The organism is Phragmitibacter flavus (assembly GCF_005780165.1).
GTDB classification, from domain to species: Bacteria; Verrucomicrobiota; Verrucomicrobiia; order Verrucomicrobiales; family Verrucomicrobiaceae; genus Phragmitibacter; species Phragmitibacter flavus.
The window spans coordinates 160,486-173,147 of the sequence record NZ_VAUV01000010.1; the positions used below are offsets into that span (position 1 = coordinate 160,486).

The 12,662-nt window shown below is 54.8% G+C and carries 10 protein-coding genes and 1 tRNA gene; 5 read left to right on the plus strand and 6 right to left on the minus strand.

Features of this window, described 5'->3' with window-relative positions; genetic code table 11:
- Positions 1–24 precede the first annotated feature (24 nt).
- The 3 genes from FEM03_RS14890 (at position 25) to FEM03_RS14900 (ending at position 2,412) form a co-directional block, all read left to right on the plus strand.
- The gene (locus FEM03_RS14890; protein WP_138087074.1) at positions 25–1,026 is read left to right on the plus strand and encodes a sugar phosphate isomerase/epimerase family protein; all 1,002 of its coding nucleotides are present in this window, start codon (positions 25–27) and stop codon (positions 1,024–1,026) included.
- 105 nt (positions 1,027–1,131) lie between these two features.
- A tRNA-Leu gene (locus FEM03_RS14895) sits at positions 1,132–1,215 on the plus strand.
- A 189-nt stretch (positions 1,216–1,404) separates the two neighbouring features.
- Positions 1,405–2,412: an AAA family ATPase gene (locus FEM03_RS14900; protein ID WP_138087075.1), complete on the plus strand. Its 1,008-nt coding sequence runs from the start codon at positions 1,405–1,407 to the stop codon at positions 2,410–2,412.
- 135 nt (positions 2,413–2,547) lie between these two features.
- Here FEM03_RS14900 and FEM03_RS14905 read toward each other — a convergent pair whose 3' ends face one another.
- The 4 genes from FEM03_RS14905 to FEM03_RS14920 form a co-directional block, all read right to left on the minus strand.
- Positions 2,548–3,717 (minus strand): class I SAM-dependent rRNA methyltransferase, encoded by a 1,170-nt coding sequence (locus FEM03_RS14905; RefSeq protein ID WP_138087076.1) that lies wholly within the window; start codon positions 3,715–3,717, stop codon positions 2,548–2,550.
- A gap of 105 nt (positions 3,718–3,822) precedes the next feature.
- Positions 3,823–4,989, minus strand: coding sequence for a pyridoxal phosphate-dependent aminotransferase (locus tag FEM03_RS14910; protein WP_138087077.1), 1,167 nt, complete (start codon positions 4,987–4,989; stop codon positions 3,823–3,825).
- A gap of 369 nt (positions 4,990–5,358) precedes the next feature.
- Complete coding sequence (locus FEM03_RS14915) at positions 5,359–6,204, minus strand: L,D-transpeptidase (protein WP_166442883.1); 846 nt, start codon at positions 6,202–6,204, stop codon at positions 5,359–5,361.
- A gap of 199 nt (positions 6,205–6,403) precedes the next feature.
- The gene (locus tag FEM03_RS14920; protein WP_138087079.1) at positions 6,404–7,924 is read right to left on the minus strand and encodes a glycosyltransferase; all 1,521 of its coding nucleotides are present in this window, start codon (positions 7,922–7,924) and stop codon (positions 6,404–6,406) included.
- Between the two features lie 215 nt (positions 7,925–8,139).
- On the opposite strand from FEM03_RS14920, the gene FEM03_RS14925 reads away from it, so the two are divergent.
- Positions 8,140–8,997, plus strand: a complete 858-nt coding sequence (locus FEM03_RS14925; RefSeq protein ID WP_138087080.1) for a hypothetical protein — start codon at positions 8,140–8,142, stop codon at positions 8,995–8,997.
- Here the strand turns inward: FEM03_RS14925 and tilS are convergent.
- Positions 8,994–10,001 (minus strand): tRNA lysidine(34) synthetase TilS, encoded by a 1,008-nt coding sequence (gene tilS / locus FEM03_RS14930; protein ID WP_166442884.1) that lies wholly within the window; start codon positions 9,999–10,001, stop codon positions 8,994–8,996. The genes FEM03_RS14925 and tilS overlap by 4 nt on opposite strands.
- A gap of 1 nt (position 10,002) precedes the next feature.
- On the minus strand, positions 10,003–11,274 hold the full coding sequence (serS, locus tag FEM03_RS14935) for a serine--tRNA ligase (protein ID WP_138087082.1): 1,272 nt from the start codon (positions 11,272–11,274) through the stop codon (positions 10,003–10,005).
- Between the two features lie 118 nt (positions 11,275–11,392).
- Here serS and FEM03_RS14940 point away from each other — a divergent pair, with 118 nt between their 5' ends.
- Positions 11,393–12,637: an RsmB/NOP family class I SAM-dependent RNA methyltransferase gene (locus FEM03_RS14940; protein WP_138087083.1), complete on the plus strand. Its 1,245-nt coding sequence runs from the start codon at positions 11,393–11,395 to the stop codon at positions 12,635–12,637.
- Positions 12,638–12,662 lie beyond the last annotated feature (25 nt).

The following is a 12,662-nucleotide window of genomic DNA, read 5'->3' on the forward strand; positions in this document are numbered from 1 at the left end:
TCAAATCACCAATCAACAGACACCATGCCACGTCCAGTTACCCTTTTCACCGGCCAATGGGCCGACATTCCCTTCAACACCATGTTGGAGAAAGCCAAAACTTTTGGTTACGACGGCCTTGAACTCGCCTGCTGGGGCGATCACTTCGAAGTCGCCAAGGCCGATCAGGCCTACTGCGATGCCAAGCGTTCCGCACTCGACGCTGCCGGTCTAAAAGCTTTCGCCATCTCCACCCACCTGGTCGGCCAGGCAGTTTGCGATCGCATTGATGAGCGCCACAAAACCATCCTCCCCGATTACATCTGGGGCGATGGAGACCCGGAAGGTGTCCGTCAACGCGCTGCCGAAGAAGTCATTAAAACCGGCCATGCCGCCAAGCGTTTTGGTGTCAATGTGGTCAACGGGTTCACCGGCAGCAGCATCTGGCATCTGCTCTACAGCTTCCCTCCCACCCTTCCCGGCCAGATCGATGCGGGCTATGAAGACTTCGCCAAGCGCTGGACCCCGATCTTTGACGAGTTCCAGAAAATTGGCGTGAAGTTCGCGCTGGAGGTTCACCCCACCGAAATCGCTTTCGACATTTCCTCCGCCGAGCGCGCCCTCAAAGCCGTCGATTACCATCCGGCTTTCGGTTTCAACTACGACCCTAGCCACTTTGGCTACCAAGGCGTCGACTACGTCAAGTTCATCTACAAATTCTCCGACCGCATTTTCCATGCGCACATGAAAGATGCGGCATGGGATCTTGGACACGACGCCGGGGTTTTTGGCGGCAACGTCGACTTCCACAAACCCGAGCGTTATTGGGATTTCAAATCGGTCGGTCGCGGTAACATCAACTTTGAAAAAATCATCCGCGCCCTCAATGACATTGGTTACACTGGTCCGTTGAGCGTCGAATGGGAAGATGGCGGCATGGACCGCGAGTTCGGTGCCACCGAATCCGCCGCTTATGTGAAATCCAAGGACTTTCCGCCGAGCAACATCGTGTTCGACGCCCAGTTCGACAAAAGCAAACAAGCCTGAGTTCCAAGTGTCAGACCCCTGCCCGCAATCAAATCATTTGTAAAATCTAGTTGCGGGCAGGCTGGAGTTCGATACCTTCTCCTCCCCTGTCCAACACAGCAGGAAGCCGGCGTGGCGAAATTGGTAGACGCGCTAGACTCAAAATCTTGTATGAGTGATCATGTGTCGGTTCGAGTCCGACCGCCGGTATTTTAAATTTCCAATCTTCAGATCGCCCGGGATTACATTCCCGGGCTTTTTTATGCCATACTCGCAAAAATCTTGTCCAGTTCACGGCTTGTTTTGAAGATTGAATTGGCCGAATGCGTTACTGTCATGGTCACCGAGCGGGAAACCTTTGCTACCGCCTCCAGACTACTTAATTTTATCATTCCTATCATGTCCACCGACACCCAGGCAGCCGAACAATTCCGCCACAGCTATCAAAAACTGCGCACCGAACTCGCCAAACGGATCGTCGGCCAGGAGGACACCGTCGAGCAAGTCTTCATCGCCATGGCCGCTGGTGGTCATGCGCTGCTTGAAGGGGTTCCAGGACTTGCCAAAACATTGCTCGTCAAATCATTCGCCGATGCCCTTGATCTCAGCTATCGCCGCATCCAGTTCACCCCTGATCTCATGCCTGCGGACATTACCGGCACGGAAATCATCCAGGAGGACGAACAAACCGGTCGACGCAAACTGGTTTTCATGCGCGGCCCCATCTTTTCGCAGATCATCCTCGCCGACGAAATCAACCGCACTCCACCCAAAACCCAGGCCGCCCTGCTGGAGGCCATGCAGGAACGCAGTGTGACCATTGGTCAGGAAACCTGCATGCTGCCGCAACCGTTTTTCGTGCTTGCAACGCAGAACCCCATTGAGCAGGAAGGCACCTATCCCCTCCCTGAAGCGCAAAAAGACCGATTCTTGTTTCTTATCAAGGTAGGCTATCCCAGTCGCGATGCCGAGAGGGAAATCCTCGCCCGCACCACCGGTGCCCCCACCGAGGACATCAAGCCCGTATTGAGCGCCGCCGATCTTCAGGACGCCCAAGCGCTCGCCCGCCGCGTTCCGGTTCCTGACCACGTCACCGATTTTGTGCTTGATCTGGTCCGCGCGACTAGAACCACCGAGCCCGATGTCAGTTCCTTCGTGAAACAAATGGTCGGCTGGGGCGCAGGTCCTCGCGCGTCTCAGCATCTGATCCTATCCAGCAAGGTCCGCGCTCTGCTGCAGGGGCGCACGCATGTGACTTTGGACGACATCGAAGCCCTGGCGCGCCCCGTCATGCGGCATCGTATCGTCCCCACATTCCACGCCGAAGCCGAGGGCATCACCGTGGACCACATCGTCGATCACCTTTTGAAGACGGTTAAAAAACCGCAGGTTTCGAAAGTCCTCTAAAGCTGCTTTTTTCAATCACAGATGGACGCAAATCAACACAGATTTTCACTGGTCTGATTTGAAGCAGCTATCTGTGTTTATCGGTGTCCATCTGTGGTTAAGAACTAAATCTCAACCACGAACCCAAGCGAAAAATCACCAGCCACCCATCACTTCGAGGGCATAACCACGCAAATATTCGGTTTCAGGAATGCCCGAAACAATCGGATGATCAGTGCGCTGGGAATAAACCGCGAGCTGACGCATGTGCCGTTTCGAATCAACCGCCGCTTCGTTGATCATTCGTCGGAAATCGCCCGCACTTACGTGATGGGAACAGCTGAACGTCGCCAAAATGCCACCCGGTTGCAGCATCTTCATCGAACGCAGATGGATCTCCTTGTAACCACGCATCGCATCGTTGAGCGACATCTTGGTTTTGGTGAAACTCGGGGGATCCAAGATGATCAGATCATAACTATCGCCAGCTTTCTCGGCCGCCTTAAGGAAATCAAAACAGTTCTCAGCACGGGCACCAATTGAAACGCCGGCTTTGCGGGCGTTCTGCAGCACCAGATTGATGGCTGGTTCGCTGACATCCACCGCAATGACTTCCGTTGCACCAGCAAGCGCACAGGCCTGCGCGAAGCCACCCTGGTTGGTAAAACAATCAAGAACCCGTCGACCTTTGGCGAGTTTGGCGACCGCCGCGTAGTTGTCGATCTGATCGAGATAAAGGCCGGTCTTCTGACCTTCAAGCATGTCGACCTGGAATTGCAATCCGGCGGTTTCTATTTCGAAAAGCTCAGGTGCTTCGCCGTAGACGGCTTTCTTTTCCAGTTCAAGGCCTTCCGCGCGACGCACGGGAGCGTCGTTGCGGGCAACAATCGACGTGGGTTTGAGCAATTCGACCAGCGCGGCGATGATCAAATCCTCGCGCTGTGCCATGGCCATGGTCAGCGTTTGATAGACGATATGATCGCCGTAACGATCTACAATCAAGCCGGGAAGGCCATCGGATTCACTCCACACCAAACGGCACAGTTTTTGATCGATGGGCAACGAGGCGCGGTGTTCAATGGCGCGTTCGATCCGACGCAGGAAAAACTCCGCATCCAGATCCTGTTTGCGATACGAAAACCGCCGCGCAACGATCTGCGAGTTCGGATTGTAAATGGCGCTTCCTAAAGTGCGACCTTTCGTGTCGCGAAGAGAGATGACATCGCCAGGAGCAGGATTTCCCAGGACATTTTTAACATCGCTCGCATAGACCCATTCGTGGCCATGAAACAAACGGGAACGAGGCTGAACGGTGAGCGCAAACATAGGGAACTTTTCTTGCCATCCACCGTTATTTTTGTGAAACCACGCGGCGGTCGTGCAAACCTCAGGACAGATGCGACAGCACCTGCCCCAAAATCGACAGCATTTTTAGTGCTGGTTGCAAAACTCTTCGAAGCGGTCCATGCCGGCGTTGATCACATCAAGGCTGGTCGCATAGCTGAAACGGATGGTGTAGTCGGAACCAAAAGCGATGCCTGGAACGGCAGCCACCTTCTGCTTGCTGAGAAGTTTCTCGGCGAAGTTGACCGACTTGATGCCGAACTGTTCGATGTCGACCAGGAAGTAGAAAGCGCCTTGTGGCTCGACGACGCGCAATTTTTTGATGTTGCGCAAACGGTCGAGCATGAACTCACGACGCACGTTGAACTCATCACGCATGTCCGAAACGATGTTCTGGTCGCCATTGAGGGCGGCGATCCCACCGTATTGGGCAAATGTGGTGGGGTTCGAAGTGGTGTGGCTCTGGATCGTGTCGATCGCTTTGGCGATTTCTTTCGGAGCAGCCGTGTAGCCAAGACGCCAGCCGGTCATCGCGTAAGCTTTGGAGAAGCCGTTGATGGTGATGGTGAGGTCGTAAACTTCTTTGCCGAGCGAAGCGATGCTGACATGCTCGTTGTCGTTGTAGACAAGTTTTTCGTAAATCTCATCGGAGAGGATGACGATGTCTTCGCCAACCGCGATTTCGGCAAGCTTTTCGAGTTCATCTTTGCTGTAAACCGATCCAGTGGGGTTGCCGGGGGTGTTCAAGATGATCATCTTGGTCATCGGCGACATCGCCTCTTCAAATTCCTCAGGAGTCAGCTTCCAGCCGTTTTCCGCCTTGGTTTCGACGAAAACAGGCACCGCGCCAACCATGCGCACCATTTCAGGATAGCTGGTCCAGTAAGGGGCAGGGATGATCACTTCGTCGCCAGGGTTGCACACGGCGAGGATGGCGTTGTAACAGGAGTGTTTGGCTCCGCAGTTGACGCTGATCTGGGAAGGCTCATAGCTGATGCCGTTGTCCATGCTCAGTTTGGCAGAAAGGGCTTCACGCAGCTCAAGCAGACCGGCGCTCTCAGTGTAGCGGGTGTGACCATCTTGAAGTGCCTTGATGGCAGCTTCGGTGATGTGCTTTGGAGTGTTGAAATCAGGCTCGCCAGCACCGAAGCTGAGAACATCGACTCCTTGTTTTTTCAGTTCCTTGGCCTGACTGGTGATTGAGAGCGTCAGTGAGGGGGAAAGTTCGGCGATGTGCTTGGCAATAAGGTCCATGAGTGCGGGCTGTGGTAAAATGGTGGGCGGGTATAAAACGAGAGCAACATGCCTTTGTCAACGAAAGCGAAACAAAAGCTCGCGAAGGGGCAAACGATGTCCACGCAATTTTTTGATGGCATGCCTTCCATTCTTCGCTATGGAAGCTCCATGCTTTTAGGAACCATCTATGCCATCGCATTTCTCATCCTTGGGGGTATCGCCTTCGCCTACCTCAAAAAAGGGGAATCATAACGCTTCGACGTCAAACAAGGCATTAAAAGGCGGGGCACAGGCACAAGAAGCCGTGCACTCTCCATAATGGCCATCCCTGAAGATTGGGGCACTTGTGGATCACCCACGCCCTTGTTCAAACTGAAAACTGAATAGCTATCTCAAGCCATCACTCGCGCTGCGGCGGGACTTCAAAATGATTCGTGAACTGGTCGCCGTGTTGGTGGTCGGAGGTGTGTAAACCACCGTTCCGTTAGCCATGGTCTTCGACTGATATCCATTTGGCGTAACCGCCGTGTTTTGAGCAAGAATCACCGGCGATTCATACGGGGCCGGAGCAGGAAAATTCTGCGGCGGTGGCAGCACCGATGGCACCGGAGCCCGTCCAGGCACATTTGGCTTCGGATCGAGGAAGATTGGTGGTTGCTGACCAGGCCGAAGCGTCGGAGCAGGTGAAGATGGCAGCGACATTCTCGATGGGAGTTTTCCCTGAACAATGAGAACGCGTGTGCCGATGCCAACCCTCTCGAACAAGTCGATGACATCTTGCGACTTCATTCGCACGCAACCATAGCTCACCGGCTTGCCAATATTCAGCTCATCTGCCGTGCCATGAATGTAAATGCAGCGGCGATAGGCGTTTTTGTTTTGCGCTTCCATGCCACGCAGCCACATGATTCTAGAAACAATTGGATCTCGCCCTGGAGTGCCGGGTTTGATCACCTCTCCCGTCGGCTGGCGTCCTTTGTAAACGGTGCCGCTTCTCGCGCCGTGCCCCACCTTGGCCACCACTTCATGCAAACCCAAAGGAGTGCTGTAGGTGCCGGGTTTGTCCCCGAGACCAAATTTCGAAGTGGACACTGGAAACGACTTCGCAGTCTTTCCATCCGAGCCATACAGGGCAATTTTCTGCTGCGCCACACTCACCACCACATTCGCCGCTTGAGCGGGTTTTGACTCCTTTTTGAACGAACTGCACTGGCAACAAAGCATTGAGATCATGCCGACAGCCAACCCTCTTCCCAGCGAACCAGGATTCCACGAAATCAGAGAATGGATTTCTAATGGTTTCAACGACAGAATAAGTTTGGCTGTATAATTAACAAACATTAACTTTTTTGCAAGCGGTTGATTGATTTTCGCTCAGAAAGGCGAATGAGCCCGATTTAGACGCCGCAAGATGTGTGCCGTTCAATTCACTTCATGCAATCGCTGGATCTGAACTGGCCTCCTGCGGCGGAGGCGGAGGTGACAAATTCAGTCCGGAAAACCAGCGCATGGCGGAAGATGCGACGACGTAAGTGAAGCCGAATTGAAACAACCCGAGAAAAACTGCGTTGAGCCAGCGCTCATCGAGCATGGCACCCACGAGAAGGGCGGAAAAATAAATGGCCAGCGCGAATTCCAGCCAGAACGAGATGGATCGGGTCGCCTTGTAGCGACTGCGCTTGCGTTGAGCCACGGCCTGCTGGCCATATTTCGGGGTCCGGACAAAATCCGACTGCTTGTTGAACAAAGCCTCCAAAACCGCCATGCCATTGTTGATGCTCATGCCAATTCCCAATGCCAGCAGCAATGGAAGCAACGGCAGACATTTGATCCAATCCCAAGCTGAACGAGCCAGCACCATCTGGGCGCTCGTGTAAAAAACGATGCTCGAGACAGTGGCAAAAAAGAAAACCGGCAGGTCAACGAGCAGCATCTTCACGGGGCCACTCTCGAACACGAAGTTGGATGGATAAACCATGATCAGCACGCACAGCATCAACAAATAGGTAAAGTTCACCGTCAGATGAGCCGTGGCTTCGAGTTTGACTCGCAAGGATTGGTCGCTTTTCCAAACACGCCCCAGCATTTTCTTGCACACCTGCACGCTGCCTTTGGTCCAGCGATGTTGTTGCGATTTAAAGCCATCCATGTCCGGTGGAAGTTCCGCCGGGACCGACACATCCTTGAGATAATGAAAGCGCCATCCCTTCATCTGAGCGCGATAGCTGAGGTCCATGTCCTCGGTGAGGGTGTCATGTTCCCAGCCTCCGGCATCGATGATGGCCTTCTTCCTCCAGATGCCCGCAGTGCCATTGAAGTTGAAGAAAAGCGAACCGCGACTGCGGGCCGGCTGCTCCAAGGCTAGGTGACCATCCAGCATCATAGCCTGGAGGCGGGTCAAAAGGCTGTCCTTCCGATTGCCGTGTTCCCAACGAGCCTGCACCAATCCCACTTTTTCATCCGTGAAAAAATCGATCATCTTGCGCAGCACATCCGGTCCCGGAAGAAAGTCCGCGTCAAAAATCATGATGAACTCCCCTTTCACCCGATTCATCGCCTCGTCCAAGGCACCCGCTTTGAAACCAACCCGGTTGGTGCGATGGAGATGCTCGACATCAAATCCCTGCGCCCTCAGTTCAGCAGCCCCATCTTCACAAACCGCCTTGGTTTCATCCGTGGAGTCATCCAAAATCTGTATCTGCAGCTTCTCTCTCGGGTAATCCAACTGGCTCACCGACTCCAGAAGACGCCTCACCACGTGAACTTCATTAAAAACCGGCAACTGCACTGTTACTACGGGCAACTCTGCAAATTTTGATGTTGGCTCGGGCTCCTCCTTCCGATGTTTCCAATACAGCCACAGGATTCGTAATCGATGGGCACCAAAGGCGCTTAATCCGGCAAATACGATCACGTAGCATATTAGCCAGAGCGTCAAGGTCCAGGAGGTCATAAAAGATGGTCAGCAGTTACAAGAAATCGGACGCGAACGATGTTTCCCATAAGGTGAACCGTCAAGCAGCAAATGTGCCGTCCCTCAGATCCTGCGCAATGGGCGCTGAATTTTTGGCTCTGTGAATCTCCAATTTTATGTTCTCCGCACAACAACCGCTTCAAGTCTTGCTGGCGCTCAACTCGTTCTCCGCTATAATTCACCTCTTGTTCACCATGTGTTCCACGTCATTTTTCCGTCTTCCTTGCGCAGCAATGGTCATTGCCGCCCTTTCATTGCCAGGGATTCTCTGCGCTCAGGAGAAGCAGGAGACGAAAACGGCCAAGATTCCTGAGTCGCTCATCGGCGACGAACATTTGCGGGAGGAATTCGGCGTTAACGAGTTCACCACACCATCCATCCGCAAGGTGTTTGATCAGCTCGATGCCTTGGGCACGTTGCCCTACGACAAGCTGAAGCGCCCTATCAGCGAAAAGGCCCCGGCTGATCGTGTGGTCATTGCGCTCGGCTTGGGCATGCTGATCGGAGACGGATTCCTCATCGTCCAGTGCGAGAAGGTGGAAGAGATGGAAGGATTGGGTCGTGCGCTTCTTCGTTACGCCAAGGCCCTCGGTGCTGGCGTTCGGATTGGCAAACACAGCCAAAGTTTGCTCGAGAACAGCATTTTGGGCGACTGGGACAAACTTCGCGATGAACTTGCCGCCACGCAGGTGGATGTCGAAGCGGAAATGGTGCTCCTACGTGACGTCGAAGTTGCCCACCTGATCGCCCTCGGAGGCTGGTTGCGTGCGTTCGAGATCAGCACCGAAGCGGTTGCGGAAAGCTACTCCGAAGAAAAGAGCCGTAATCTCGGTCGGGCCGACATCGTCGAATATTTCATTGCCACCCTGGACGGATTGCACCCCAAACTGCGTCAGTTGCCCTACATTGTCGATCTCATCGAAGGCCTTCATGCCATGCTTCCGCTCCTGGATGTTCCCGAAGGCAAAGCTTTCACAGAGGCCGAAGTGAAGGACTTGCGCGAAAAAGCCCAGCTTCTGGCGCGAGTGGTCACTGGTCAACTGCCCCGCTAAGGCTGGTCGATCAAGTGCTCCACAAACAGACGCTTTGCCTTGCGTCTCAGCCAGCGATCACCCGGCAGATTGATTTTTGCCGGACCATCCGGCTTGATCATGGACATGGCTGACTCCAACTCATGGTTTCCAATGCCTCTCGCTTGATCGATATGGCGGAGCCAAATATCAATCACCCGTGACAGGAGGGCACCGTGCAATTTTTGTAATCTGGTCGTGATTTTCAGCCCTCCATCCGCCAACAACAAGCCTTCCTCCTCAGCGAACTCCATCGCCTGCCCATGTAGAAACTCATCATCCCGCGATGCCGCGGCCCCAGCACGAACCAGCATCGTCGATACATCACGATCGAGCACCTCATTCAACAACGGCAACACCTCATTCCTCAGGCGGTTACGCCTAAACGAACCCAAGGCATTGCTGCCATCCTCGCGATATATTAATTTGTTCTCCTCCACATAGGCATCAATCTCCACACGGGTCACGTTCAGCAGCGGCCGCAGTTTGACCAGTCCCCTACCCGTCTCCGCCGACAAATTGATGCCTCGCATGCCTCGTAAGGCGGTTCCCCGACAGAGATTGCCCAGGATCGTCTCCGCCTGATCGTCCGCATGATGCGCCAGGAAAAGAAACCGCGTCTCCACCATCGAAGCCAAAGACTCGAAAAATTTCTCCCTCACTTCTCTCGCCGCGAGTTCCAATGAGATCTTGCGCTGTGCGGCTACGCGCTGCACCTCCACCTTTCGCGTCTCGCATCGCATTCCCAATCTCGTCGTCAGCCGCTTCACAAATGCTGCATCCTGCCCCGACTCACGACCGCGCAAAGCATGGTTGAGATGCCCCACCACCAGACCTTTCCATCCGAGTGAAACCATCGCGCACAGTAAAACCACCGAGTCCCGCCCGCCCGACACGCCGATCAACACCGGAGCTTCTGGCGTCAGATCCGTATGCTGCGCACGCAGCTTCTCCAGGGCGGATTGGAGCTCGGTAAGCAGTGACACTTCATCCAATCCTTTCCGCACCAAAGTAAGGGCGCAAGGCTTCAGGAAGCAGAATGCTCCCGTCCGCTTGCTGACCACTCTCCACCAAAGCCACGAACAGACGCGCCAGCGCCGTGCCCGAACCATTCAAGGTGTGGCAAAATTTGTTTTTCCCGTCTTCATCCTTGTAGCGCATCATCATGCGACGCGCCTGATAGTCGCCGAAGTTGCTGCAGCTCGACACCTCAAGGTAGCTGTTCTGACCCGGTGCCCACACCTCAATGTCATAGGTCTTCGCCGAACCAAATCCGATGTCGCCCGTGCAAAGCTCGATCACCCGATAGTGCAGACCCAACAATTGCAACACCCGCTCCGCATGCCCGGTGAGCGTTTCCAACTCTGCCATGCTTTGCTCCGGCGTGGTGATCTTCACCAATTCAACCTTGTCGAACTGGTGCATGCGAATCAGTCCCCTTGTGCCCAATCCGGCCGAACCCGCTTCACGACGAAAACATGGCGTGTAAGCCGCATAGTTCACCGGCAACTGCTCCAGCTTCAAAATCTGCTCACGATGCAAATTGGTCACCGGAACCTCCGCCGTTGGCAGCAGATAAAGATCATCATGCCCACAGTGGTAAACCTGGTCCGCAAACTTCGGCAACTGACCCGTGCCGACCAACGCCTCTGCCTTCACCAACAACGGCGGCGCGATCTCCTCATACCCGTGATCCACCGTGTGCAGATCCAGCAAAAAGTTGATCAATGCCCGCTCGAGTTTGGCACCTTTACCACGATAAACCACAAACGCACTGCCGGCGATCTTCACCCCCGCTTCGAAATCCAGCATTCCCAATGCCGTTCCAAGGGCCACATGGTCTTTCGGCTCAAAATCGAAATTAGGTTTCAGGCCCCAGGCACGGATTTCCGGATTCTGATCCGCGCTGGTTCCCACCGGACATGCCTCATGGGGTAGATTGGGAATCCCCATCAACAAATCATTCCGCTTGATGTCCCAGGCGTCCGCCTCCGCTCCGATCTGGTCAATGCGCTCGCCGATGGCGCGCACCTCCGCCTCTTTCGCTGAGGTGTCCTCGCCCTTTTTGCGCCCCATGCCGATTTCCTTGCTCAGACGATTGCGATCGCTTTGCAAGATCTGGCGCTCGGTTTCCGCCGTGCGAAGCTGCGTATCAATCGACAGCACTTCGTCCACCAGCTCAGACAAGCCCTCTCCGCGCGTGGCGAGGCGTTGTTTTACCAAATCAGGCTGATCTCGGAGGAGGCGAATGTCTAACATAGGACGCGCAGAATAACGTCAAAGCCAATCCTGCAAAGCACAAACTTGCATGTGGCAGAAGGTTCAACCCGGTGTATCTACTCCCGCACCGTTTCCATTCGTTTCGTCACCTTCCATCATGCCCACTCCACCAACCGGCTCCAACCGGCTCCATCAGCACCTCATCGAGCAAATCCTGTTCACCCTCAGACGCATCATGGGGGAAGGCGTGTATGCCGACAAAGCCATCGAACAAGCCTTCAAATTTCACCCCAAATGGGGCTCACGTGACCGCCGCCTGTTCGCTGAATCCACCTACGACATCGTGCGCTGGTGGCGCATGCTCTGGCACCTTGCCGCCCTTCCCGAAAAAGATTATCTCAAACCCACCGCGCTCTCCGACACGGCGCTTTGGCGCGTTTGGGGCGTTTATTGGCTCAGCCGGGGCAAAGCCTTGCCTGACTGGGACGTCTGCCGGGGCATTCGGATGCTCAAAAATCCCCAGAGCACCCCTGCCATCGAAGCCTCCGTGCCCGACTGGCTCTACGAACGCGCCGAACGCGAACTCAAAAAAGACTGGCCCTCGATCCTCGAAGCCCTCAACAAACCCGCCGACGTCTTTTTGCGTGTCAACACCCTCAAATACAAACTGCGCGACCTTCAGATCAAACTCGGTGCTGAAGACTGCGACACCCAGACAGTTCCCGACGTTCCTGATGCCATTCGACTGATCGAACGTCGCAACGTCTTCACCTCCCCTCTCTTCAAAGCCGGTTATTTTGAAGTCCAGGACGCCGCCTCGCAAATTATCGCTCCGTTCGTTCAGGTCGAGCCCGGCATGCGCGTCATCGACGCCTGCGCAGGAGCCGGTGGCAAAACCTTGCATCTCGGCACCCTCATGAAAAACAAGGGCCGCATCATCGCCCTCGACGTCCACGAATACAAACTCAAGGAACTGCGCAAACGCGCCACCCGCAATGGCGTCGACAACATCGAAGAACGCGTCATCGAAGGCTCCCAGACCATCAAGCGTCTCATCGCCAGTGCCGACCGCGTCCTGCTCGACGTCCCGTGCAGCGGCACCGGCGTCTTGCGTCGCAACCCCGATGCGAAATGGAAACTCTCCGATGAAGAAATCGAGCGACTCATCCTTCTCCAGGCCGAAATCCTCCGCAGCCACAGCCGCATGGTCAAACCCGGCGGAAAACTCGTCTACGCCACCTGCAGCATCCTCCCCAGCGAAAACGAGAAGCAGATCAAGTCCTTCCTCGCTGAAAACGGCGGCGAATGGTCCCTCGAAAACCAGATTCATCTTCGCCCCGACAAACAAGGTTTCGACGGCTTCTACGCCGCCCGCCTCATCCGCCTCGCCCCCAAAGCGTAGCCTCATCGGTTTATCGTTTAGCCCT